Source organism: Pseudoalteromonas sp. GB43 (assembly GCF_054923805.1).
On sequence record NZ_JBPCHJ010000001.1, the window covers coordinates 2838229 to 2865226 of the forward strand.

Consider the following 26998-nt stretch of genomic DNA (forward strand, 5'->3'; position numbering starts at 1 on the left):
TTGCAATAGATGCAATCAACGAAACCAATGACACAACACCAACTATAAGTGGCACCTCAGATGCCCCTAATGGCAGCGTCATAACTATAATTGTTGAAGACAGTAATAACAACAGCCAACAGCTTACTGCAACAGTGCAGAATGGTCAGTGGAGTGTAGAGATACAGCAAGCTTTAAGTGAAGGCACATTTACTGTTAATGCGTCAGTAACAGTTGATGGCTTGACCAGTGATGCTGCTGCTCAAGGCGTAATTGATGTAACAGCGCCGACAGTCAGTATTGATGCCTTAGTAGATAGCAACGATGTTACTCCGATCATTACGGGTCAGACGTCAGGTTTGGCGGCTGGTAGTGTCGTAACACTCACAATTACTGACAGTGCAGGAGCCGTTCAGACAGCATCTGTTGTTATCTCGCAAGATGGTTCATGGTCAGCAGAAGTTAGCAATGCGCTGGCTGAAGGACAGTATTCTGTATTAGCTGAGGTGGTAGATAATGCAGGCAATGAAGCGAGCGACTCTCAAATAGGTATCATCGATTTATCTGCGCCTACAATTAGTATTGATGTGATTGCTGATACAAATGACGTTACACCTACTCTAACGGGTCAAACAACAGGTGTACCGCAAGGCACGCAGGTAACTTTATTAATAACAGATACTTCGGGTAATACCCAAACTTTAACTACTACCACATTAGCTGATGGATCATGGTCTGTTGATGCTGAGGTTATTATTGCTGAAGGAAGCTTCACTGTCGAAGCATCTGTGAGTGATGTTGCCGGAAACTCTGCTTCAACCTCGGCAACCGGTTTAATTGATTTAACAGCCCCTACTATTAGTGTTGATCCATTGTCAGATAGTGCTGATGTAACACCGCTGATCAGTGGTGTAGCGAATGGTGTGGCAACAGGTACACTTGTTAATTTAGAAATCACCGATAGTGCTGGTAATGTTCAAACAGCGACAGCGATTGTTCAAGCGGACGGCAGCTGGTCTGTTGAGCCTAGCGTAGCAATTGCTGAAGGAGAATTTACTGTTGTTGCTACAGTACAAGATACTGCAGGAAATCAAGGATCTGACACCGCAACGGGTAATATCGATACCACAGCACCAAGTGTTTTCATTGATCCTCAAAATATCACAAATGAAACAACCCCAGTATTCTCAGGACAAAGCTCAGGCGTTCCTGCAGGTACTGAGGTTAGACTAACGGTTACCGACAGTGCTGGTAATATTCAAACTTTAATTGCTATTACTAGTGCTGACGGAAGCTGGTCAGTTGCTGCAACTGAAGTACTTGCCGAGGGTAATTACACTATTGAAGCAGAAGTTTCAGATGCGGCAGGTAATACTGGTACCGATAGTGCCACTGGTGAAATCGACATTACCGCACCGACGATTAGCCTTGATACCTTGGCCGATAGTAATGATGTGACACCGCTCATTAGTGGGCAAACCACCGGAGCGGCAGTGGGCAGCTTAGTGCTGCTTACTATCACTGACAGTGCCGGTAATGTACAAAGTGCGACAGCGACGGTGCAAGCGGATGGCAGTTGGTCTGTTGAGCCAAGTACGGCATTAGCCGAAGGGGATTATACCGTGGTGGTCACCGTGAGTGACGCGGCGGGTAACGAAGGCAGCGATACTGAAACAGGCACCATCGATGTGACGGCACCAACGATTAGCATTGATGCGCCAGCACTGACCAACGACAATACGCCGACGGTCACTGGCACCTCAGACTTAGCCAATACCTCACTCGCCGTGACCTTTACCGATGCTGATGGTATCAGCCATACCGTGACAGTCACCACTGATGCTTCTGGCAATTGGAGCGCCGAAGCAGGGCAAGCCTTAGCCGATGGCAACTACACAGTCAGTGCCAGTATCAGTGATGCAGCAGGTAATAACAGCAGTGCCAGTGACAGTGGTGAAGTCGACACCATTCCACCGGAGCTTGCTTTTGTGCCGACCTTCTTACTGGGTCAATTGGTGACCTTAAGTGGTACATCAGATTTACCCGCCGGTAGCACAGTGACCATCACCCAAACCTTATTAGGCGGTGGCAGTGTGACATATACGGCAACCACCGATGCCAATGGTGATTGGTCACTGACAGGATTAACCGTGCCGTTAGCGAACCTAGCGTCGATAACAGCCAGTGCATCGGATGCTGCAGGCAATGTACGTACTATCAGTTCAAGTGACTTTGATGGTACACCACCGACACTCACCGTTAATGTGGATGCAATAGGAAATGACAATACACCGCTCATCAGTGGTACCAGTGATGCAGGTGAAGGCGCACAAGTGACCGTGGTCGTCACCGATGCCAATGGTGATAGCAGCACCCTGACAGCGATAGTGGATGCCAGCGGTAATTGGTCAGTGAGTCCAACAACGGTCTTAGCTGATGGTCAATTTACTGTTGACGCCAGTGTGCGTGATGGGGTGGGTAACCTTACAGAAGAAACGGTGACTGGGGTCATTGATACCGTTGCACCAAGCTTAACCTTAACGGGCGTTGGGGCGGGCAGTGATGTGACGCCTGAGTTCACAGGACGCAGTAATGAAATTGGTGGCACGGTGACGGTAACGGTGACAGATAATGATGGTACCGTACAAACACTGACCGCAACCGTTGACAGTAGCGGTGATTGGCGCGTGGAAGTACCGAATGGACTCGCCGAAGGTGGCTACACTGTATCAGCAACAATTAGTGATGAAGCGGGTAACCCAACGACGGTCAATGCCACAGGCTCTATCGATACCACAACCCCAGTGGTGGTGGTTAACGACACTGGCTTGGGTAATGACAGCACGCCACTTATTACGGGCACCTCTACTGAGCCAGCAGGAACGGTAGTGAGCTTATCTATTGTGGATAGCAACAGCGATACACATACCGTCACAGCCACAGTGCAAGCTGATGGGTCGTGGCAAGCCACAGCACCGAGCTTGCCTGATGGCGCTTATACCGTGACAGCAACGATTGTTGATGCGGCAGGCAACGTTGGCACCGATACAGGCAGTGGCAGCATCGATACCTTGCCACCAAGCTTAGCGATAGACAGCTTGGGTACCATCAACGACGATACCCCAACAATCAGTGGGACCAGCAATGAGCCGGCGGGCAGTGTGGTTAACTTAAGTGTTTCAGACGGCACAAACACCTATACCTTTACAGCCACGGTACTGGGAGATGGCACATGGTCAGCAGATGTACCAAGCCCATTAAACAATGGCAGCATCAGCATTGATGCCAGTATCACCGATGCTGCGGGGAATGAAACAACCGCTAATGACACCGCGGTGCTGGATACCACCGCACCAAGTATCACAATTAATGTCATTGGCGAAACCAATGATACGACACCGACGATTAACGGCACCAGTGATGCGGTCAATGGCAGTGTAGTGACTGTGGTAATTGATGATGGTATCAACCCAGCAGAAACATTAACCACCACGGTTAATGGCGGAACATGGACAGTCACAGCAAGCAGTGCTTTGGCTGAAGGCGACTTTACAGTCACCGCAACCGTGACAGAAAACGGCATTGATGGAACGGCCACACGAACAGGTATCATTGATACCACCATGCCAGCGATTGATATAAATGCATTAGACGTCACTAATGACACCACGCCAACAGTTAGTGGCACAGCCAGTGCCCCACAAGGCAGTACAGTCACTGTGGTCTTTACCGATGCAAACAACAACAGCCACACAGTCACTACCGTGATGCAAAGCAATGGCACTTGGTCAGTGGCGGCGAGCACGTTGTTAGCAGAAGGAGAATACACGGTTACGGCGACGGTCAGTGATCAAGCAGGTAACCCAGCAACAGCCAGTGCCACTGGTGAAATCGACATTACTGCACCGACGATTAGCCTTGATACCTTGGCCGATAGTAATGATGTGACACCGCTCATTAGTGGGCAAACCACTGGGGCGGCAGTGGGCAGCTTAGTGCTGCTTACTATCACTGACAGTGCCGGTAATGTACAAAGTGCGACAGCGACGGTGCAAGCGGATGGCAGTTGGTCTGTTGAGCCAAGTACGGCATTAGCCGAAGGGGATTATACCGTGGTGGTCACCGTGAGTGACGCGGCGGGTAACGAAGGCAGCGATACTGAAACAGGCACCATCGATGTGACGGCACCAACGATTAGCATTGATGCGCCAGCACTGACCAACGACAATACGCCGACGGTCACTGGCACCTCAGACTTAGCCAATACCTCACTCGCCGTGACCTTTACCGATGCTGATGGTATCAGCCATACCGTGACAGTCGCCACTGATGCCTCAGGCAATTGGAGCGCCGAAGCAGGGCAAGCCTTAGCCGATGGCAACTACACAGTCAGTGCCAGTATCAGTGATGCAGCAGGTAATAACAGCAGTGCCAGTGACAGTGGTGAAGTCGACACTATAGCGCCAGACATTCGTGTGATCCCTTCATTTTTACTGGGTAATTTGGTTGGCTTGTCTGGGACTTCAGACTTACCAGAAGGAAGTGTGATCACGATCACTGAGCACCTTGTCGGTGGATTAATTGGATTAACATACACTGCCATTACAGATGCGAATGGAGATTGGACTTTAGCGAATATTACTGTACCACTGCTTAATTTAGCTTATGTAACAGCAAGTGGAACAGATGCAGCAGGTAACACTGCAACGGTGAGCACCCTTGATTTTGATAATGTAGCACCTGAACTAACAGTGTCTGTTGCCACACTTACTAATGACACAACACCAACTATCTCGGGTACAACGGATATGGGTCAAGGAACGGTTATTAATGTGACTGTTCAAGACGCTAATGGAGATTCGCAAAGCTTTACTGCAACAGTGCAAAGCGATCAAACTTGGTCTGTTGATGTACCAGCAGAACTTGCTGATGGCACATTCACAGTAACAGCATCGGTTCGAGACCAGGTGGGTAATTTAACAACTGAACAAACAACAGGTGTACTGGATAGTATAGCACCAACTTTAAGCGTAAATGCTATTGGTGGCACAGCTGAAGCTCGACCAACTATCTCGGGTAGTAGTAATGAGATAGGTGGTTTAGTGGTTGTTGAAATAGCGGGTCAAACTCTGACCACGACGGTTGATTCAGATGGCACATGGCAGCTTGTAGTACCTGTCGACATCGTTGATGGTAGTTACACGATTACGGCTAGCATAACGGATGATGCAAACAACACGCAAACTGCAACAGCATCAATAACAGTTGATACAGTTACGCCTGTTGTATTGCTTGACGCATTGGGTATTGGAAACTCAAGTTTGCCAGTTATTTCAGGTACATCAACAGAATCGCCAGGAACTCAAGTATCTGTCACGATTACAGACAGCAATAGTGATACCCAAACACTGACTGCGACAGTGTTGGGAGATGGAACATGGCAAGTTACACCAGCCGCGTTACCTGATGGAAGCTATACTGTAACAGCGTCAATAATGGATGTTGCGGGTAATATTGGCAGTGATACTGAATCTGGTTCTATTGATACACTTGCTCCTTCGCTCACTATTAATAGCTTAGGAACGACAAATGATTCTACACCTACAATTAGCGGTACAAGTAATGAACCTGCAGGTAGCATAGTCTCTTTGAGTGTTTCTAACGGTGGGAATATTTATTCATTATCAGCTACAGTGCAAATTGATGGTACTTGGTCAGTTGATGTTGTTACACCACTTGACGATGGTTCAGTTACTATTACTGCAAGCATCACTGATGCTGCAAATAACACGACGACTGCCACAGACAATGCAACATTAGACACTAATGCACCAACAGTATCTATTGGCACGTTGGCAATTACAAATGATACAACCCCCATCATCTCAGGTACCAGTGATGCAGTAGACGGCACACAAGTTACAATAAATGTTGAAGATGCACTTGGAAATACACAAACAATAACTACAACGGTAACGGGTGGTATTTGGAGTGTTGAGCTTGCTACTGTACTCAGTGAAGGACAATACACGGTAGATGCAAGTGTAACTGAAAATGGTTTAACTGGAACAGCATCAAAGGTTGGTGAGATAGATCTCACGGCGCCATCAATCTTGGTTAATGCACCAGCAATTACAAATGATACTACACCGACAATTAGTGGTACCAGTGATGCACCTCAGGGCACCGTTGTCACGTTAGTTGTGTCTGATAGTTTAGGTAATGATGTTACTGCTTCTGCTATTGTTAATGCATCAGGTAATTGGTCTGTGGCATTACCTTCCTCAATAGCTGAAGGAGCATACACGGTTGAAGCCAGTATCTCTGATGCTGCAGGTAATAGCGCAACCACTTCGGTGTCTGGCATTATAGATATCACTGCGCCTGATGTTGTTATAGACACGATTGCTGTTGCAACCGATTTAACACCGCTCGCTTCTGGCAGTGCAACAGGAGCAGTCGCTGGTAATCGAGTGGTTGTCACCTTCGTTGATGCAGCAGGTGTTAGTCATAGTGTTGAAACAACGCTTGATTCAAGCCTTAACTGGCAAGTTGAAGCAACCCAAGCGCTTGCCGAAGGACAGTATACGGTAACCGCTGTTGTGACTGATACTGCTGGGAATGATGGTTCAGTAAGTACAACGTCTGCGGTTGATACTACGGCACCGATTGTGAGCATTGATCAAAGCAGTTTAATACTCACAAACGACTCAACCCCTGTTATCAGCGGCACATCTGATGCTGCAAATAGTACAGTAGTAATTGTGTTCACTGCCGCAGGCGGTTTACAACATACAGTTACTACCACAACCGATGCGAGTGGCAATTGGCAAGTTGAAGCAGGTCAAGCGTTAGCTGATGGAGTGTATTCGGTCACTGCAAGCATCACAGATACCGCAGGTAACACAGGAACTGATAGTAAAACGGGCGGAGAAGTTGACACTGTAGCTCCAGAGTTATCAATCACGCCGTCATTCTTATTAGGTAACTTGGTATCGCTTTCTGGTACTTCAGATTTGCCTGAAGGAAGTGTTATTACCATTACAAACTACCTAATTGGAGGTGGCATAGGAGTTCCTTACACAGCCACCGTTGACGCTAATGGTGATTGGCAAGTGCTTAATTTGTCAGTCTCTTTATTAACTCTCGCATATGTTGAGGCCTCTGCGACAGATGCTGCAGGTAATACAACCACTATATCGAGTATTGATTATAGTAATGACCCTAGCTTAGATGCTTTTGATGTTACTAACTATAATCCAGGTATATTAGGTTTACTCTTACCTTTCGCCGAAGGCACTGCTGAGCCGGGAACTGAGGTTTATGCCATTGGCTCTAACTTAATCGATTTTAATTTACTCAATATTATCGACGCTTCAGTTCTTAGTTCTTCGCCAAGCACCACAACTGATAGCGACGGTGACTGGAGCATAGGGCTTTCTTTTCTTGATTTAGGGAATGAATATTACTTTGCTATTGTTGATACTGAAACTGGTGAGTATATCGTCAAGAACACCTCTAACGATTTAGTCGGTACAGGTGTGATTGAATCAGAGCCTGATAGCGGCATCATATCTCTTGGAGAAGAACCTGTTTTAGCAGGCTTAGAGAACTCTGAAGAGCCACCAGAAAATGAAATTTCAACTTCAGGCGCTGAGCAGCTCGGTGAAAGTATTGATTTAAGCGTGATATTAGCTAAAGCGGATACAGAACCGACATTGCACTCTAATTCTGCTCCGCTTGAAGTAACAATCGATGATGTTTTAAGTGACTCAGAACAAAGTGAGGTACTGGCATTGAATATCGATAGCGAACAGCAAAGTTTAGCTTTTGATCCTAATGACTCAATAAGTTCACAACCTGCAAGTGATATTCAGAGTGAATCAGAGGACATGATTAAGAAACTAATCGAAGATGGAAATAAATCTGTAGATATTTAATCAATAAAAGAAAAGCGCTGAAATGCGCTTTTCTTACAGTACCTTGCTTAATTGAGTGATATTGCGGATTATACCAACCCGCAATAATACTTAATCATTTTGAGGGATTAAACCTGTCGCTAACTGCGTTAAAAATTTCTCATTTAGAACAACTAAATAACGAAATGTTTGCCTTGTTATCAACAAGGTTTTATTGCCTCAAAATAGACAACTTAATTAAGCGGATTGGTATTACTTTTGGCTCATTTAACTCTGCAAACATTAAAAAACGCGATAACTAACTTAGTTATCGCGTTTTTTTAAAAGAATAATATTGGGGTTTAGGCTTTCAAGTTGTGGACGATTTTTTTATCGCCTTGAATTACGCTGCCGCCTTGGTCGTAGGTCATCGATGAAGGCGCACCGATTAGAATATCTTTAAGTTGTTTAACACTTAACTGTGCTTGGTGAGCCGCATGGGCGTTTACATCGTTTTTCTTTTTGCAGCTTGCTAGGAGAGTGTTAACTTGCTTAATAAGTGCACTCACGTCATCATCTTGCGATTCGTTGTGCGCGACAAGCTTTTGCACTTCTTTATCTATGGTTTGGATTTGTTGGAGCAAAGAAATTTTTTGTTGGGCAATACTCTTTAATCCTTCGCCACGTTTTGCAGCAATGGCTGTCAATTCATCATCTAACAACGCAGCAATAGACTCCAAGCACGAAACTTGCTGTGTTAGTTTGCTGGCTATTAAATGATTATGATCAGCCATAGACATCAAACTCGAATGCAGCGATGTTCTTTGCTAGCTTTTCAGCATCAATTTGGTATTTACCTTCGCTGATCGCTTTTTTCAGCTCAGCCACTTTATTGCTATCAAAACCAGAAGACTGCTCTGCTTTTTCTTGCAGTGATTTAAGCTGCTTTGCCTGAGGTGTTAAACTGACAGAATCTGCACTTGCTTTAGGTGCGGCTGATTTAGCAGCAGCTGCATTAGCATTATCTTTTTGTAAATCAAGCTTTTTTTGCTTGGTATTTGTCAACACAGAAGGCTGTTGTTGACCATTATTGACATTGCTTACCATAATTTTTGACCTATACATTACCCAACTTATGCCTTTATATCGGCGGGCACAGCGGATACTTTAGCATAAATAGTTAAAATTAAATATTTACCTGTACAGACTCGACTCCATCCACACGCGCATTTAATACTTTACCTGATTTTTTATTTTTTACACGTACTAATTCGTCTAACGTGCCATCTTCTAGCGCAATTCCGGTGGTTTTGATCCTTAAGCCCCGTAACGAAGCATAGATAGTTACGTTATCGCCTTTGCAAACCATGCAAACTTGGCTCATAACAATAGGTGTACCACCGCGTAAATTTCGCTTACTGCGACTGCCAATAAGTATAGACTCATCTTGTACGTATTGCGTTCTAACAAATTGCTTAGGTTTCATTTCTAGGCGTAAATGTTCGGCACGAATAACTTCACCTCGAGTAAGACTCGTTGTAACAACAACGACTGGCTCAAGTTCTATAATTCTAACGTGAACGTATTGGGTCCAACTATTTATGTCTTGGCACTTAAGTTGTACCGTGACCTGCCGATTAAAAGGAGGCTCTGTTGGTAACTCTTTGTTTAATGGCGACTCACATAACCTATCAGGAATGCGACTATCCAGAGGCAAAGCGCTTATCTGTGGTGTTGTGTTCAAGTCAGGCATGTGTTCACTCACAAAATCAACAGCGATCTGTTGAAGTTGCTCGTTGTTATAGACTTCTGCTTGTAGTTGTGTTGCAAACAACAGGCTAGAAAGAAAATAAAAAACACTGTATCTTCGGCTTTTTTTTAACAAACTCATATTGTTTCGACTATGCTTATTGTTGAAAACAAGGTATAAATATTTTGCGTCAAAAAACAGACGCTTCGTAACCTTATGTAGCTTTAACACAAAGAAGGCAATTATTGTTCCAGCTCTGATTGTTTATCTTTAGGAGATTGAAATGGCAGGCATTTTAGACTCAGTTAACCAGCGAACTCAGTTGGTTGGGCAAAACCGCCTTGAATTACTATTATTCAAACTCAGAGGGCGTCAGCGCTTTGGTATTAACGTGTTTAAAGTAAGAGAGGTTTTGCAATGCCCGCCACTTACGAACATGCCAAAATCAAATGCCTATATTCGCGGTGTTGCGCATATTCGTGGACAAACTATTTCTGTTATTGACTTATCAATGGCTGTCGGTGGTCCTGCAATTGAAAACATAAAAGACAGCTTTATCATCATTGCCGAATACAACCGTTCAGTACAAGGGTTTTTGGTTGGTGGTGTAGAACGTATCGTAAATATGAACTGGGAAAAAATAATGCCACCACCTTCGGGAGCTGGACGTTATTCTTACCTAACAGCAGTCACAGAAATAGAAAACGAACTGGTTGAGATTTTGGATGTTGAAAAGATCCTAAATGAAATCTGCCCAGTGAACACTGAAGTTAGCGCAGATGTTGTTGGTGAAGGTGAGTTCCAGAAAGATTTAGGTGAAAGAATCGTCTTTATTGCTGATGACTCTGCTGTCGCGAGAAATCAAGTAAAACGAGCGCTTGAGCCACTTGGTGTACAAACTGAGCTTGCTAAAAATGGCAAAGAGGCCTTACTAAGACTAAGAGAAATAGCTCAACTTGATTGCCAGAACGATATTATTGAGCGAGTTGGCTTATTAATTTCAGATGTTGAAATGCCAGAAATGGATGGCTATACCTTAACCGCCGAGATAAGGTCATCCAAAATTATCACCTTTGCATGTGATTCTACATACTTCTTTAAGTGGTGTATTCAACCAAGCAATGATTGAGAAAGTGGGAGCTGACGATTTTATTGCTAAATTTAACCCAGATGAACTAGCGACTGCTGTAAAAAAATGGGTTCATTGTGATTAATAGTTTATAGGTGGTATTACTTTGGAAAATAAGCATTTACAACAAAGCGAATACGATCAATTTCGCTCTTTTTTAGAGCAACAATGCGGCATTGTGCTTGGCGATAATAAACTTTATTTAGTTAAAAGCCGTCTCGCTCCACTTATGGCGCGTTTTAATGTTGAGTCTTTATCGCAGTTGGTAAGTAAAACACTGAGCCCTCATGAGAGGCAGCTTCGTGCCGCTGTGGTTGATGCAATGACAACCAATGAAACGCTTTGGTTTCGTGACCAGTATCCGTTTGAGTTATTGAAAACGAAATTATTTCCTGAGCTTAAAGATGTGCGTAGACCATTAAAAATATGGTCAGCGGCAAGTTCATCAGGACAAGAGCCGTATTCAATTGCCATGTCGGTTGCCGAGTTTCAGTCAAAAAACCCAGGTGTATTAAAGATGGGGGCGCAAATAATCGGCACTGATATCTCTAATACTATGCTTGATATGTGCAAAAACGCTGAGTATGACTCGCTAGCGCTTGCGCGTGGTTTGTCGATGGAACGCCGTCAAAAGTTCTTTAAAGACAGCGGCAATGGAATGGCTCAAGTCATTGACCCTATACGCAAAATGGTCAGCTTTAGACACCTTAACTTACTGGATTCATACGCTTTAATGGGCAAGTTTGACATTATATTTTGCCGTAACGTGCTCATTTACTTCTCACCAGAGGTAAAAGCTAAAATTATCTCGCAATTTGCTCAAGCCCTAAACCCTAAAGGTTACCTCTTTTTAGGTGCGTCAGAATCAATGGCGGGCTTAAGTGATAGCTTTGAGATGGTTCGTTGTAATCCAGGCATCATCTACCAGAAAAAGTAAACCTTTCTTAGCAACCTAGCTCTTAGGTTGCTAAATTTATCTATTATTCAATACCTTACTTAAATAAAACATCCCCTTCATTATTGGCTTATCTTTTGCATTAATCACTATAGAGTCAATTTTTTGGAGATGGTTATGGCTATCAGTTTTGATAAAGCATTTGGTGTTCACCCCCATGCAATGTTGATCCGTTCACAACGCGCTGAGTTATTAGCGACCAATATCGCTAATGCTGATACGCCGGGCTATAAAGCGAAAGACATTGATTTTGCCTCGGCATTAAAAGCGGCAAAAAGCAACCAACAAGGCGGCAATAGCATGGTAAGAACCGATGCTAAACATATTGCCGGAGGCAGCCGTTTTGTTGGCGGTGCAGAAATGTTTCGTACGCCAAATCAAGCAGATACAGGCGATGGTAACTCTGTAGATATACAAGTGGAACGAAACTTGTATGTACAGAACTCATTAGAGTATCAGGCAAGCCTGCAATTTATGAGTAGTAAAATTAAAGGCCTTAAAAAAGCCCTCGGTAGTCAAGGAGCTTAATCATGAGTTTATATAATGTTTTTGATATTTCAGGCACGGGTATGAGTGCACAAAATGTGCGCTTAAATACCACAGCGAGTAATATTTCGAATGCAAACACGATTAGCTCTAGCCAAGACCAGACATACCGAGCGCGCCATCCTGTTTTTGCTGCAGAGTTGACCAAAGCGTCAGCATCGCAAAGCAATCCTCAGGGCTCTTCTGTAGGCGTTAAAGTTTTAGGTATTGTAGAGAGCGATAAGCCGCTACAAATTGAATATAACCCGAATCACCCAAGTGCGGATGAAAATGGTTATATCTACAAACCTAACGTTAATGTTGTAGAAGAAATGGCAAATATGATTTCTGCCTCTCGCTCTTACCAAACAAATGTGCAAGTTGCTGATGCAGCTAAGCAAATGTTAAGTAAAACACTGTTGTTAGGACAACGGTAATCGAGGATAAGTTATGAGTAACGACATCAGCTCTGCATCATCATCCTATATGGATAGCTTGCGTTGGAATCAAAGCAATACGCAAACAACTGAGGAAGACAACAACACACTTTCTCAGGAAGATTTCTTTTCGTTGTTAACACAGCAGTTGTCGTTCCAGGATCCGAGTAACCCTGCTGATAACGATCAAATGATCGCGCAGATGACGAACTTTACTATGGCTGAAGGTATTTCAAACTTAAACGAGAAGTTTGACTCACTGACTGCATCAATGACATCAAATTCTGCGTTACAGGCTTCCACTTTGGTTGGTAAGCAAGCGTTATTAGAGTCTGACACCATTGACTTTGACGGTGAAAACCTTGCTAAAGGGTCGGTGGTTGCTGAGACTGCCGTTGAATCTTTAACGCTAAGAATAACAGATTCTTCAGGTCAATTAGTACGAACCATTGAACTAGGTTCTCAGTCTGCGGGCGCACTGCGTTTTGAGTGGGATGGTAAAGATAACGATGGCAATGTGCTCCCTGAAGGCGAGTATGACATCAGTGCTGAAGGCTTTGTAAATGGAGACTACAGCAGTATGCCTATGGCGACCTTTAAGAATATTGAAAGTGTCAATATTAATGGCGCAAGCGGCATTATCGTAAATACAAAAGAGGGTGCGGTTAGGCTAACTGATATAGCTGAAATCGCATAAGTATAAAAGGTTTGGGTTAGCTTAGGCTAAGAGATAGGTTAGAGGTGAGTTATGAGCTTCAATATTGCATTAACAGGCTTAGCAGCCGCACAAAAAGATTTAGACGTAACAGCAAATAATATTGCTAACGTTAACACTACGGGCTTTAAAGAGTCTCGTGCAGAGTTCGCTGATGTATACGCATCATCAGTATTTAGTTCTGGTAAAACAAAAAATGGTGATGGTGTAAGAACAACAATGGTGGCACAACAATTCCACCAAGGTTCACTCTCTTTCACAAATAACTCACTTGATTTAGCAATTACTGGTGAAGGTTATTTCGCAATGGCGAATGACTTAGGTGCACAAGACTTTACTTACACGCGTGCTGGTGCGTTCAAACTTAATAAAGATAACTTTATTGTGGATGCGAGCGGTAATTACTTACAAGGTTTCCCTGTTGATGAAGCAACCGGTGACACAACCTCTGTAAGCTTAAGTACATCTTCTGCGCTACAAATTCCAGATGCATCAGGTTCACCACGTGCAACCACGAATGTCTATTCGTCATTTAACCTTGATTCACGTGCCTCTGCGCCAACTGTGACACCATTCGATCCAGAAACAAGTGCAACTTATAACAGCTCTACATCGACAACGGTGTATGACTCATTAGGTGAACCGCATATTCTACAGTTCTTCTTTGTGAAAACTGATTCTACAGTGACTGGTAATGAAAATGAGTGGGAAGTATACGCTACATTAGATGAAAAGCCATTTGATGCAACAGGTGTTGAGCAAACCACAACACCTTATACACCATTATCAACTTTTCAGTTTGATGCCAGTGGCTTACCACAAAGTACAGATGGTACAGCGAATACTGATACAACATTTAATCCATTAACGTTACCGAGTGGTTTAGGTGCTGCGACAGACGTTTTTCTGATTTACTTTCGAATGGTGCAAGTTTCCCTGATGATGTGACTATTAACTGGCGTGATGAAGCGGCAACAGCAAATAAAGTTCCAACTCAATACGCAAGTAACTTTGAAGTAAAAGCATTAGAGCAAGATGGTGCGACTGTAGGTCGTCTATCAGGAATTGATATCGGTTCTGACGGTAAAATTGTTGCATCATACAGTAATGGAGATACGTCGTTCCTAGGTCAAGTTGCTATGGTGCGCTTCTCTAATTCACAGGGCTTGCAACAAGTTGGTGATACATCTTGGAAGAAGAGTTTAACGTCAGGTGAGCCGATTGCGGGTGAACCAGGTTCAGGTACTCTAGGTTCAATTAACTCATCAGCGCTTGAGCAATCAAACGTTAACTTAACCAATGAACTTGTTGACTTAATTAGTGCTCAGCGTAACTTCCAAGCAAATTCACGTGCGCTTGAGGTTAACTCAACACTACAACAAAACATCCTACAGATCCGTTAATCTTAACGGTTCTAAGCTTAATCCGACACGAAGGCTGCTTCCTCTATTGGCAGCCTTTTTTCATTCTTACTATTCATTTTTCTCTTCTATTTTAGCGTCAATTTTACTTTGGCACTTTTATTGCATTTCTTAATTATCGTATTTTTAGTGAGTCAATGTTATGGACAAAATGGTCTACATTGCCATGTCGGGTGCTAAGCAAAGTTTGCGAGGTCTTGAGCTCAAGGCCAACAATCTTGCTAATGCTAACACCACTGGCTTTAAAGCTGATTTTGCACAAGCTCGCTCTATGCAAGCCTTTGGTGAAGGTCTGCCATCTAGGGTGTTTGCAATGCAAGAACGCCCAGGATCTAATATGGAATCGGGTGGTTTTGTTGAAACTGGCCGTGAGCTTGATATCGCAATGAGCGACCGTGGTTGGTTGAGCGTACAAGATGCATCCGGCAATGAGGCGTACACCAAAACTGGCACATTAAACATTACTCCAGATGGCGCATTGATCACGAGCCATGGCCGTCAAGTAATTGGCGAAGGTGGTCCAATCATTTTGCCATTGCCTATTGAAAAAGTTGAGTTTAGTGAAGATGGCGCTATTCAGGTTCGCCCGCAAGGTGCGCCTGCTAACTTTTTGGAAGTGGTTGATCGCTTAAAAGTGATTGAGGCTGATAACACTCAGCTTGAAAAAGGCAATGACGGTTTATTTCGACCAAAAGAAGACATGTTGGTCAATGACCTTTGTGGTTTTTGTGACATTTCACCAAACGTAAAAGTATTGTCGGGAACGCTTGAAATGTCGAACGTAAACCCAGTGCATGAAATGGTCGATATGATCAGCAATCAACGCCAATTTGAATTACAAGTTAAATTGATGAAAACAGCCGAAGAGCTCGATGAGCGTCAAGATCAGCTGTTACGCATTGTTTAAGATGACTGAGAGGGTAGAGTTATGAATCCTGCATTATGGATCAGTAAAACCGGGCTTGACGCCCAGCAAACCGATATTTCGGTGATCTCAAATAATCTCGCGAATGCCAGCACGGTAGGCTACAAAAAAAGCCGCGCCGTATTTGAAGATTTACTATATCAAAACATTAACCAGCCAGGTGACCGCTCGTCGCAAGACACTGAAATGCCGTCAGGCTTAATGCTTGGTGCCGGTGCCAAAGTGGTTGCTAACCAAAAGAACTTTTCACAAGGTAATATGCTTACCACTGAAAATTCATTGGACTGGATGATCTCAGGCCCAGGTTTTTTTGAAGTGCAATTACCAGATGGCAATATTGCCTATTCACGTAATGGTCAATTCACGACTGACGAAGATGGTCGCATTGTAACTTCCGGCGCGGGTTTTCCATTACAGCCAGAAATGAACGTACCAGACGATGCACAATCAATTACTGTTTCACAAGACGGTGAAGTATCAGTGCGTATTTCAGGTCAAGCAGAGAACGTGGTCATCGGTCAGCTCACCATTAGTGATTTTATTAATCCATCGGGTCTTGAGCCTATGGGGCAAAACTTATACACAGAAACCGCTGTGAGTGGCGCACCTGTGCAAGGTAATCCTGGTATCGATGGTTTAGGCACTGTGGTTCAAGGTTCCCTTGAAACCTCTAACGTGAATGTAACGGAAGAGCTTGTTAACTTGATTGAAACGCAACGAATTTATGAAATGAATTCAAAAGTGATTTCAGCTGTTGATGAAATGCTTAGTTACATCAATCAGCAACTTTAATGGGTAGGAGGCAGCATGCGTAATATTATCTTAGTCACATCAGCAGCATTGATGCTGGGTGGTTGTATGACAACGCAAAATCATCATGTGGTTCAGGATGACCCTTACTATGCGCCTATGTATCCGGAACCAAGTACTGAACAAGTGGTACCAACAGGTTCGTTGTTTGATAGTTATTCGGCAAATGACTTGTACTCAGATAAAAAGGCATTACGCGCCGGCGATATCATCACTGTTAAATTGCAAGAGTCTACCCAAGCAACTAAAGCGGCAAAAACTGAAACCGACAAAGAAACAGATGCTAGTTTAGACCCTGTTATTGGGCTTGGCGGAAACCCGGTTAACATTGGTGGCGACAGCATTCAGTTTGGTATTGGCTCAGGGGCATCGTTTAAAGGCGATTCAAAGTCTAACCAATCAAATAGCTTATTTGGTGATATTTCTGTCAATGTGATGCGTGTTTTACCGAATGGGAACTTGGTTATTCGTGGTGAAAAATGGCTCACTTTGAATACTGGTGAAGAATTTATTCGCCTAGAAGGTTTAGTTCGTCCTGAAGATGTGCAAGCAGATAACACAGTAACTTCCAATCGTATTGCTAATGCGCGAATTCAATACTCAGGTAAAGGGCAAATTCAAGAAACGCAAAGTGCAGGTTGGCTGTCTCGTTTCTTTAGTAGTTCGCTTTTCCCATTTTAGAGGAATAAAGTCATGAATGGGTTTAAATACATCATCGCTCTTTGCTTAATTAGCCTGCAGTTTTCTGCACAGGCTGAGCGAGTCAAAGATGTATCTATGGTTGAGGGTGTACGCTCTAACCAATTAGTGGGTTATGGATTGGTTGTTGGTTTGCCTGGCACAGGCGAACAAAGCCGATTTACTCAACAAAGCTTTAAAGCCATGTTAAATGGTTTTGGTATCACCTTACCAGATAGCTTAAAACCTAAGATTAAAAATGTTGCAGCTGTGGCTGTGCATGCAGAGTTACCGGCATTTAGAAAACCGGGTCAAACCATTGATATTACGGTTTCGTCTATTGGTAGTGCGGGTAGTTTACGTGGTGGTACCTTATTACAAACCTTTTTAAAAGGGGTTGATGGCAATACCTATGCGATTGCACAAGGTAGCTTAGTTGTAGGTGGTTTAGGTGCGGAAGGGGCTGATGGTAGCCGTGTAATTATTAACACACCCACAGTGGGTCGTATTCCAAACGGTGCCATTGTAGAGCGTGCTATTAAGAGCCCGTTTATGCAAGGTGACTATATTACCTTTAATTTAAATCGCCCAGATTTCACAACGGCTAAACGCTTAGAACAAACGATTAATGATTTAGTGGGTCCTGATAGTGCTCAGGCAATTGATGCAGCGTCAGTGCGAGTGTTAGCACCGCGAGATGCATCTCAACGTGTTGCGTATTTATCTACCCTTGAAAACTTAGAGTTTAAGCCTGCAGACACAGCAGCAAAAATTATTGTTAACTCCCGCACAGGTACAATTGTGATTGGCAAAAATGTGAAGCTACAGCCTGCGGCAATAACTCATGGTGGTTTAACGGTTACGATTGCTGAGCAGCAAAATGCGTCACAGCCAAATGCTTTAAGTGATGGTGAAACTACCGTTACCAATCAAAGTATTATTGATGTGAACGAAGATGATTCACGTGCTTTTGTATTTAATCCAGGTGTTAATCTTGATGATCTCGTACGCGCAATCAATGAGGTGGGGATCGCACCGGGTGATTTAATGGCAATCCTAGAAGCTTTAAAAGAAGCGGGGGCGATAAACGGGCAACTGGTTATCATTTAAATTAAAACGCGCTGTCGAGCGCGTTTTTTGTTTCTATAACTTTTAATCCTTCAGTGTATAAACATCAGTCAAAACCTTGGCCCTGAAGTTACACCATTCCACTATCCGTTATTAGCTACTCATTTATAAAAGCTTTTTATTGGCGCAATTTTTGCATTTTAAATTTCATTATTAACTATTGTGTCAAAAAGCTGATGGATACTAATCATCTCGACAAGCAAAACTTTTTTGATTTAGGCAACTTAGACTCATTACGTCAAAATGCCTTAAAAAGTGATGCCTCTAGCGATGCGTCAAAAGAGGCGCTGAAAAAAGCGGCGGCACAATTTGAATCTATCTTCACTCAGATGCTGCTGAAAAGCATGCGTAAAGCAAATGAAGCGTTTGAAGATAAAGACAGCCCATTTAATTCAAGCGGCGTTAAATTTTTTGAAGAGATGCATGACCAACAAATGTCGGTTGAGCTTTCATCAAATGGTTCGCTCGGCTTAGCTGACTTAATCGTTCAGCAGCTCTCGCCAGATGGTAAACAGTTTACCCCAGGTTCTGTGCTTAGAACGACGGCTGAGTTTGATAGTGATAAACGTGCAAGCGGCACCCTTGATAGCACTGCTGAGATTAAGGCTAAACCACAAGTTGTTGCTGATACATCAGCAAACGAGCAATCAGAAAACCGCTTTGAAGATGCTGAGTCTTTCATTAGCTCTGTTTGGGAGCATGCTAAAAATGCCGCACAGAAAATTGGCTTAAACCCAGCTGTGATGGTTGCTCAAGCTGCACTCGAAACGGGCTGGGGTAAACACATCATCAGTAAAGCTGATGGCACCAGTAGTAACAACTTATTCAATATTAAATCGGATAGGAGCTGGCAAGGCGATAAAGCAAGCAAAGTCACGCTTGAATTTGAACAAGGCGTGCCAGTTAAAAAGCAAGCCAGTTTCCGCTCTTATCAATCGATTAAAGACAGTGTTAATGATTTTGTGGATTTCTTAAATGAAAATCCACGTTATCAAGAAGCACTCAATAATACCGCAGAGCCTGCAGCCTTTTTAGATTCGTTACAAAAAGCAGGTTATGCAACTGATCCAAATTATGCCGATAAAATTAAGCAGGTATTGAAGCGCGTTGAGCTTCAAAGCGTCGCTGCTTCATTGGTACGTTAAGGAGTAGACCCTCATGTCATTTAGCTTATATGACATAGCAAATGCAGGTATCAGAGCTAACTCTGAGCTTTTACAAACCACCAGTAAAAACATCGCCAACGTTAATACCGAGGGCTATGTGCGTGAGCGCACTGAGTTCACAACCATGATCGATAATCAAGTTGGTCGTGGTGAAACGTATCGTTTACTGAATGAATTTGCGCAAAAGCAACTAAATCGAGATACCTCTAGTAAAACTTTTTTTTGATCAATTCGTCACAGAAGCGAGTCGAGTTGATAGCTTGTTTTCTGAAGAGTCAAACAGCTTATCAACCAGTATCAACTCGTTTTTTAACAACATACAAGAAAGTTTAAACCAGCCTTCATCATCTGTAGCACGGTCATTAGTAATGACTGATGCACAAAGTCTAATTGACCAAATGGAGCGTTTATCAGGCATTGTTGCAGATCAGCAAACCGTAGTTAATGATCAATTAGAGATTTTCTCTGAAGAAGCAAACGACCTTATTCAAACTATCAGTGAATTAAATACTAAGATCGCGTCAGTAGATGGCACCTCACAAGAATCAGGATCTAGCTCGCTTTATAATGAACGAGATAAAGCAATTCGTGATTTATCTGAGCTAATCGATATTGAAACAGTTGATGATCCAATGGTTCTAAACAAGTATATATGGGAACAGGCCAAGCCTTAGTAATGCAGCATGGTGCTTTTAATCTATTTTCTTTAACGGGCGACCCTGATCCTAATTTTAAAGAATTACACTTAGATACTAATGACGGTAAAGCTATTTCGCTAGAATTAGATACAGATAAGTTAAAAGGCAAAATTGGTGGCTTACTGGCATTTCGTGACGATATTTTAGTGCCAGCACAAAATCAATTGGGTCAAATGGGTTTAACATTGGCCGATGCTTTTAATCAGCAAAATCATTTAGGTATGGATGGCGATGGCAATTTAGGTGGGGATATATTTAAAATTCCTACCGTTGATGCATTTGCTTATCAAGCTAATAACGGTAATTCGAGTATGACGGCAACGGTTGAACCTGGACAAGGCAGTAATTTGCCGGCCAGTGATTTTATTGTGAAATACAGTGATACAAATGAAGTTGAAATTTACCCTGTTGATAATAAAGGCGAGACGATTAAAGATGCCAACGGCGATGATATTTTTACTATAGCAGACGTTGACCCAGCCACAGGTAAGGTTAATTCATTAAACAACTCAGGTTTAGATTTGTTTGGTTTAGAAGTTACCCTCGATATGACTAATCCGCCAAGTGTTGATGACCAATTTATGGTTAAACTCAACTCTCAAGCATCAACAAGCTTAGAGCTTGCAACAAATCGTCCAGAAGATATCGCACTCGCTTCACCTATTCGTACTGCAAACGATATTAACAATACAGGCACTGCCAGTATTTCAGCTGGAACTGTATCTGATGTGTCAAATTTCACAGACACCCCAGCGTTACAATTACCAACAGGGTCTTTAACTTTAACAAAAAGCGCTGAAAACCCCGATATGTACACCTTAAGTGATGGTACCAATGAGACTGATCCATTTACAATTGATTCATCGGGTAAAAATATTATTCAACAAGCTGAGGCAGCGGGCGTTTTAGATGATATTACAACGCTCACTGCGGAGGAAGTTGGTTTTGACTTTAACATTGAAGGCACACCAGCTTTAGGTGACTCATTCACTATAGAGGCTAATGTAGATGGCTTTGATGATAACCGTAATGGGCAACTATTAGCTGACATTCAAAACGATAACATTGTCAGGCAAAATGTTTCAGGTAATTCAAAGAATAATCATAAAACTCTAAATCAAGCATACACTGGTTTAGTATCAGATATTGGTGTAGTTACTTCGCAGGCACAAACAAGTCAACAGGCGTTTAGCGCATTAGCAGAGCAGTCAGAAGCTTGGTATGAATCATTATCAGGGGTAAACCTTGATGAAGAAGCGGCAAACTTACTGCGCTTTCAACAGTCGTATGCAGCATCAGCGCAAGTACTTGCCACTGCTCGTTCAATATTCGACACCTTACTTAATTCGGCGAGGTAATTATGCGTTTATCAAATAACTTAATGTACCAAAATAGCGTTAATAAAATTCTTGAAGGTCAGCAAGGTGTTGCTAATGCACAAGAGCGTGTAACAACAGGTAAAAAGTATTTATCGACCTCTGAAAGCCCGTCTGCTTACTCACAAGCAGCATTATATACAAATAAAATTCAAACAAACGAGCAGTATACTAAAAATATTAATCAGTTGAATGGGCGGCTAGAAACAGAAGAAAGTATCTTACAAAGTATCAACACCACCATTCAGGCAGCCCAGGAGCTGACGATTCGAGCGGGTAGTGGTGCCATGAGTGATGATGATTTAAAATCTATTGCGAGTGAATTAAGCGAGCTGCAAAAAAGCCTAGTGAGCTTAATGAATAGTCAATCAGAAGACGGTAAATATATTTTTTCTGGCTATCAAGATACAACTCAAACCTATAGCTTTAACTCAAATACAGGTCAATACGACTATCAAGGCGACCAAGGCCAGCATTCAGTCACTATTGCACAAGGTGTTAATGTTAAATCGAGCGATAATGGCTTTAGTGCTTTTGAAAATGTAAATGCGCGTTTAAATGTTGTTGATAACGAAGGCACTGTAACGGGGAGTATTACTGCACAAAGTACTGTGTATGTAAAAAACCAAGCCGATTTTGATAAGTTCCATAAAGCAAATTATGATTTAAATCCCACAGCTACAGCTGCAGATAACTCTTTTCAGGTTGAGCTTGTCGCCGGTGTTAATCCGGGCGATCCAGATACCTATGTAATTAATGATGGTTATGGTAACCCCGTTACACCAGCAGTCACAGGTGAGTATACCGGTGAGTCTATTGAATACGCAGGCATGGAGTTTAAGCTAGAAGGCACTGCACCAGGGACATTAGAGTTCGAATTAGAGGCCCCACATAAAGAAAATGTACTCAATACTATGCAAAACTTAATCACCAATTTAAATAGTAGTTTAGAAGGTGATGAGCTTAATGATGCACTGGCAGACGGTTTAGACCAATTACAAAGCGCCAGCGAACAAGTGGTATTCACACAAGCAAGTTTAGGTGCTCGAATGAACTTGGTTGAAAGTATCACTGATTCAAATAGTGCGATAGATATCAATAATAAATCGAGTAAATCAAATTTGGTTGAAGTTGATATGGCCGAAGCAATTAGTGACTTAACAAGGCATGAAACCGCATTACAGGCTTCACAAGCAACCTTTGGTCGTTTAGCTAATTTAACGCTTTTTGATTATTTATAATTAAACTCATACGGTAAAGGTTTGCCTTTCTATTAGGCCAGTGGCAAAAAATTGTCACTGGCCTTTTTATTTCTTACATTTACAAACAAGAAGTTTTAAAAGTTATTTAAAAACAGTGGGTTGTAATTTTTCTTTGAGCTGGCACATTTCCTGCTTTTAAGTTTTACAAAGCGCGTGGTTCCTCACAAGTTCATTGGACCACAGCCTAATTAAAACTAGGAGATGGTAAAATGGCATTAACAGTCAATACTAATGTGTCGTCACTTAACGCACAACGTAACTTAACTAAATCGAGCGATGGTCTAGCAACGTCAATGGAACGTTTAGCATCGGGTATGCGTATCAATAGCGCAAAAGATGATGCAGCAGGCCTACAAATTTCAAACCGTCTAACCTCACAAATAAATGGTTTAGCGGTGGCACAGCGTAACGCCAATGATGGTATCTCAATGGCGCAAACCGCTGAAGGGGCAATGCAAGCTTCTACTGATATATTACAGCGCATGCGAGAGCTTGCGCTTCAATCTGCAAATGGTTCGAATTCAGATAAAGACCGTGCGGCCCTGCAAAAAGAAGTAACTCAATTAAAAACAGAGTTAACACGAATTGCAGAAACAACATCGTTTGGTGGTCAGCAGTTACTGGATGGTTCATTCGGTACAAAGTCATTCCAAGTAGGTGCAAACGCTAATGAAACTATTGGGGTGACTCTTAAGAGCGTTGCTGCAAGTGATATCGGCTCTTTCGAAACAACATTGGCTGGAGCTGCTGCCTCAGCACTGGGGTTAGGTCGAGCTGCTGCTGCTGCAGATAATGCTACCCTTGCTGCCAACGGAGTGGCTGGTGGTGCTTTAACAGTTAACGGAATAGATTTGCCAGCTGCGATTGGCGGAGGAGCTGAAGCTAGTGAAATTGCAACAGCTATAAATGAGCTATCTAATTCTACAGGTGTAACAGCTGATGCAAGATCTCAGGCTGAGATATCTTTAACAGCCGCTGACTCTGTAACCTTTGAGTTGAATGGAACACAAATCTCAGCATCGGTAGCTGACACAAGTGACTTAACAGATTTAGCTTCTGCAATAAACGCAGAAACAAGTAACACGGGTGTTACTGCTGAGAGTAAAGATGGTAAATTAGTGCTTACAGATGAATCTGGTAAAGATATTAACATTTCTGATTTTACGGCAGCTACAGCTGATATGGAAGTAAAAGGTGTTGCCCAAGACGGGACTGTTCAAACTACTGCTATTGCATTGGATGGACAAGCTGCTGCGGCTGATAGTGTTGCTGTAGCTGGGAGTATTAAACTGTCTTCAGATAACAGCTTTAGCGTTGTAACAGCCACTGATGCAGATTTAGGTGCTGATGCTGTTGCTATTCTTAATAATGTATCTGATATAAACATCGATACTCAGGATGGCTCTCAGAGCGCTCTAGCTATCATAGATGGTGCGCTATCACAAATTGATTCACAAAGAGCAAACTTAGGTGCGGTGCAAAACCGCTTTAGTCAAACAATCAGTAATTTAGCAAATGTTCAAGAGAACGTATCTGCTTCACGCAGTCGTATTAAAGACACTGATTTCGCATCTGAAACAGCAGCTATGACAAAAAACCAAATCTTACAACAAGCGGGTACGTCAATTTTATCGCAAGCTAACCAAATACCACAAGCGGCGATCAGCTTGTTAGGTGGTTAGTTAAAATTATAGCTTTATATATGAAAAGCGCACAAGTTGCGCTTTTTTATTGCGTAAACAATAAAATAGGTAGGCGGCATTCACTCGGTGTTCTTTTATTACAATTTTCTTATTTCTTAGTGAAACGCACAGTGGCTTTAATGCTCTTTGTAACTAATTCACTTAAAACCTTTTTGCACAAAGAGAAACAGTGAGCAGTAAATGAGAGGGGAATACGATTTAAGCGAAAAAATTTAAATAGTTTTAAAATAAAAAGTGATTAAAATCAGTTTTTTAAGTTGAAACCCTCAAATAAAATCCATTTTTTTAAAAAAAAGCCTAAAGATAAATTCGCATCTGCCGTTAACTTAACCAGTACGGAGCTTGAACATACAAATTGTGAAAGTTCTTGGTTAAATCAAAACAGATATATTACGAAAGTAATCAGGAGTTTTATCATGGCTTTAACAGTAAATACAAATGTATCTTCATTAAATGCTCAACGTAACTTGTCTAAATCAGGTCAAGGTCTAGCAACGTCAATGGAGCGTTTAGCATCAGGTATGCGCATTAATAGCGCAAAAGATGATGCGGCAGGTCTACAAATTTCAAATCGTTTAACTTCGCAGGTAAATGGCTTAGCTGTAGCGCAACGTAATGCAAATGATGGTATCTCAATGGCGCAAACCGCAGAAGGCGCAATGCAAGCTTCTACTGATATTTTACAACGTATGCGTGAACTTGCACTTCAGTCAGCAAATGGTTCGAATTCAGATAAAGATCGTGAAGCATTACAGAAAGAAGTTGTACAGTTAAATACAGAGTTAACACGAATTGCAGAAACAACATCGTTTGGTGGTCAGCAGTTACTGGATGGTTCATTCGGTACAAAGTCATTCCAAGTAGGTTCAAACGCTAATGAAACTATTGGGGTGACTCTTAAGAGCGTTGCTGCAAGTGATATCGGCTCTTTCGAAACAACATTGGCTGGAGCTGCTGCCTCAGCACTGGGGTTAGGTCGAGCTGCTGCTGCTGCAGATAATGCTACCCTTGCTGCCAACGGAGTGGCTGGTGGTGCTTTAACAGTTAACGGAATAGATTTGCCAGCTGCGATTGGCGGAGGAGCTGAAGCTAGTGAAATTGCAACAGCTATAAATGAGCTATCTAATTCTACAGGTGTAACAGCTGATGCAAGATCTCAGGCTGAGATATCTTTAACAGCCGCTGACTCTGTAACCTTTGAGTTGAATGGAACACAAATCTCAGCATCGGTAGCTGACACAAGTGACTTAACAGATTTAGCTTCTGCAATAAACGCAGAAACAAGTAACACGGGTGTTACTGCTGAGAGTAAAGATGGTAAATTAGTGCTTACAGATGAATCTGGTAAAGATATTAACATTTCTGATTTTACGGCAGCTACAGCTGATATGGAAGTAAAAGGTGTTGCCCAAGACGGGACTGTTCAAACTACTGCTATTGCATTGGATGGACAAGCTGCTGCGGCTGATAGTGTTGCTGTAGCTGGGAGTATTAAACTGTCTTCAGATAACAGCTTTAGCGTTGTAACAGCCACTGATGCAGATTTAGGTGCTGATGCAGTAGCTTCACTTAATAAAGTTTCTGATTTGGATATTACAAGTCAGGATGGCTCACAAAGCGCATTAGCTGTTATAGATGGTGCGTTATCGCAAATTGATGCACAAAGAGCAAACTTAGGTGCGGTGCAAAACCGCTTTAGTCAAACAATCAGTAATTTAGCAAATGTTCAAGAGAACGTATCTGCTTCACGTAGCCGTATTCAAGACACTGATTTTGCATCTGAAACAGCTGCTATGACTAAAAACCAAATCTTGCAACAAGCGGGTACATCAATCTTGTCGCAAGCGAACCAATTACCACAAGCAGCGCTTAGCTTAATTGGTTAATAGTGTGATTAGTTACAACACTAATGGTTAAGTCAGCATTAGTTAACTAAAATAAAAAGGAGATTGGCTTGTGCTAATCTCCTTTTGTTGTATTACCCTAGGGTAAAATGTTTAAGGAGGCGTTATGAGTGCAATAACCCAAAGCCCTGATTTTGCAGTGGCTCCGCAAAAAGCTGATGATAAGTTAGCGGCGAGTCCTCAATTAACAGCAACGGCGGTTGATGAATCAAATAAAACGGAAAATACACTTCAACAACAAATGGAGCAAAGCTCTCAGCAAGCGCAAAAAAAATCGCAACAAAGCGGTGAAAAAGATGAATTGGTCGTGAGCAGCTTGAGAAGATGGCGCAACAATTGCAAGATTTCATGGGCGAAATGAATCGAAGTTTGCAGTTTCAAGTTGATGAAGAGTCGGGCCGTGATGTTATTAAAGTGGTTGATAAAAACAGTGGTGAGCTAATTAAGCAATACCCATCTGAAGAAGTGTTGAGCCTAGTGGCTAAACTTTCAGAAACCGCAGGTTTTTTAATTGATCAAACTGTTTAAAGTTTTTTGTT

At 42.5% G+C, this 26998-nt stretch carries 16 protein-coding genes and 4 pseudogenes; 17 read left to right on the forward strand and 3 right to left on the reverse strand.

Going from position 1 to position 26998, the window contains the following annotated elements; all coding sequences use genetic code 11:
* Window positions 1–14: 14 nt before the first annotated feature.
* Entirely contained in the window at window positions 15–7919 is a 7905-nt protein-coding gene (locus ACRWSG_RS13490; RefSeq protein ID WP_462166951.1) for an Ig-like domain-containing protein, read from the forward strand.
* A 320-nt stretch (window positions 7920–8239) separates the two neighbouring features.
* Here the strand turns inward: ACRWSG_RS13490 and flgN are convergent, their stop codons facing one another.
* The 3 genes from flgN to flgA all read right to left on the reverse strand — a co-directional run bounded on the left by flgN (window position 8240) and on the right by flgA (window position 9768).
* Window positions 8240–8671 carry a flagellar protein FlgN gene (flgN, locus tag ACRWSG_RS13495; protein ID WP_054553315.1) on the reverse strand — a complete coding sequence of 144 codons (432 nt, stop codon included), beginning with the start codon at window positions 8669–8671 and terminating at the stop codon, window positions 8240–8242.
* Window positions 8664–8984 (reverse strand): flagellar biosynthesis anti-sigma factor FlgM, encoded by a 321-nt coding sequence (gene flgM, locus ACRWSG_RS13500; RefSeq protein ID WP_054553314.1) that lies wholly within the window; start codon window positions 8982–8984, stop codon window positions 8664–8666. Before flgM ends, flgN begins: the two co-directional genes overlap by 8 nt.
* 79 nt (window positions 8985–9063) lie before the next feature.
* The gene (flgA, locus tag ACRWSG_RS13505) at window positions 9064–9768 is read right to left on the reverse strand and encodes a flagellar basal body P-ring formation chaperone FlgA (RefSeq protein WP_054553313.1); all 705 of its coding nucleotides are present in this window, start codon (window positions 9766–9768) and stop codon (window positions 9064–9066) included.
* A 142-nt stretch (window positions 9769–9910) separates the two neighbouring features.
* Between flgA and ACRWSG_RS13510 the strand changes: the two are divergent.
* From ACRWSG_RS13510 to ACRWSG_RS13585, 16 genes and pseudogenes are all read left to right on the forward strand, one after another.
* Window positions 9911–10841, forward strand: a pseudogene (locus ACRWSG_RS13510) (chemotaxis protein).
* A 21-nt stretch (window positions 10842–10862) separates the two neighbouring features.
* Complete coding sequence (locus ACRWSG_RS13515) at window positions 10863–11693, forward strand: CheR family methyltransferase (protein ID WP_054553311.1); 831 nt, start codon at window positions 10863–10865, stop codon at window positions 11691–11693.
* 135 nt (window positions 11694–11828) lie between these two features.
* Window positions 11829–12239, forward strand: a complete 411-nt coding sequence (gene flgB / locus ACRWSG_RS13520; protein WP_054553310.1) for a flagellar basal body rod protein FlgB — start codon at window positions 11829–11831, stop codon at window positions 12237–12239.
* A 2-nt stretch (window positions 12240–12241) separates the two neighbouring features.
* The gene (flgC, locus tag ACRWSG_RS13525; RefSeq protein ID WP_036970207.1) at window positions 12242–12673 is read left to right on the forward strand and encodes a flagellar basal body rod protein FlgC; all 432 of its coding nucleotides are present in this window, start codon (window positions 12242–12244) and stop codon (window positions 12671–12673) included.
* A gap of 13 nt (window positions 12674–12686) precedes the next feature.
* Window positions 12687–13370, forward strand: a complete 684-nt coding sequence (locus ACRWSG_RS13530) for a flagellar hook assembly protein FlgD (protein ID WP_054553309.1) — start codon at window positions 12687–12689, stop codon at window positions 13368–13370.
* 51 nt (window positions 13371–13421) lie between these two features.
* Window positions 13422–14791: pseudogene (gene flgE / locus ACRWSG_RS13535) on the forward strand (flagellar hook protein FlgE).
* 160 nt (window positions 14792–14951) lie between these two features.
* On the forward strand, window positions 14952–15716 hold the full coding sequence (locus ACRWSG_RS13540; protein WP_054553307.1) for a flagellar basal body rod protein FlgF: 765 nt from the start codon (window positions 14952–14954) through the stop codon (window positions 15714–15716).
* A gap of 21 nt (window positions 15717–15737) precedes the next feature.
* Complete coding sequence (flgG, locus tag ACRWSG_RS13545) at window positions 15738–16526, forward strand: flagellar basal-body rod protein FlgG (RefSeq protein ID WP_462166523.1); 789 nt, start codon at window positions 15738–15740, stop codon at window positions 16524–16526.
* A 15-nt stretch (window positions 16527–16541) separates the two neighbouring features.
* The gene (flgH, locus tag ACRWSG_RS13550) at window positions 16542–17225 is read left to right on the forward strand and encodes a flagellar basal body L-ring protein FlgH (protein ID WP_054553305.1); all 684 of its coding nucleotides are present in this window, start codon (window positions 16542–16544) and stop codon (window positions 17223–17225) included.
* Between the two features lie 12 nt (window positions 17226–17237).
* Entirely contained in the window at window positions 17238–18332 is a 1095-nt protein-coding gene (locus ACRWSG_RS13555) for a flagellar basal body P-ring protein FlgI (RefSeq protein ID WP_462166524.1), read from the forward strand.
* 194 nt (window positions 18333–18526) lie between these two features.
* On the forward strand, window positions 18527–19495 hold the full coding sequence (gene flgJ, locus ACRWSG_RS13560) for a flagellar assembly peptidoglycan hydrolase FlgJ (RefSeq protein WP_199529546.1): 969 nt from the start codon (window positions 18527–18529) through the stop codon (window positions 19493–19495).
* Window positions 19496–19508: 13 nt separating this feature from the next.
* Window positions 19509–21572 (forward strand): annotated as a pseudogene (gene flgK / locus ACRWSG_RS13565) (flagellar hook-associated protein FlgK).
* A 2-nt stretch (window positions 21573–21574) separates the two neighbouring features.
* Entirely contained in the window at window positions 21575–22831 is a 1257-nt protein-coding gene (gene flgL, locus ACRWSG_RS13570; protein ID WP_462166525.1) for a flagellar hook-associated protein FlgL, read from the forward strand.
* A 230-nt stretch (window positions 22832–23061) separates the two neighbouring features.
* Window positions 23062–24534 carry a flagellin gene (locus ACRWSG_RS13575; protein ID WP_462166526.1) on the forward strand — a complete coding sequence of 491 codons (1473 nt, stop codon included), beginning with the start codon at window positions 23062–23064 and terminating at the stop codon, window positions 24532–24534.
* Window positions 24535–24971: 437 nt separating this feature from the next.
* Window positions 24972–26441 (forward strand): flagellin, encoded by a 1470-nt coding sequence (locus tag ACRWSG_RS13580; protein WP_462166527.1) that lies wholly within the window; start codon window positions 24972–24974, stop codon window positions 26439–26441.
* Window positions 26442–26565: 124 nt separating this feature from the next.
* A pseudogene (locus ACRWSG_RS13585) lies at window positions 26566–26987 on the forward strand (flagellar protein FlaG).
* The last annotated feature ends 11 nt before the right edge of the window (window positions 26988–26998 follow it).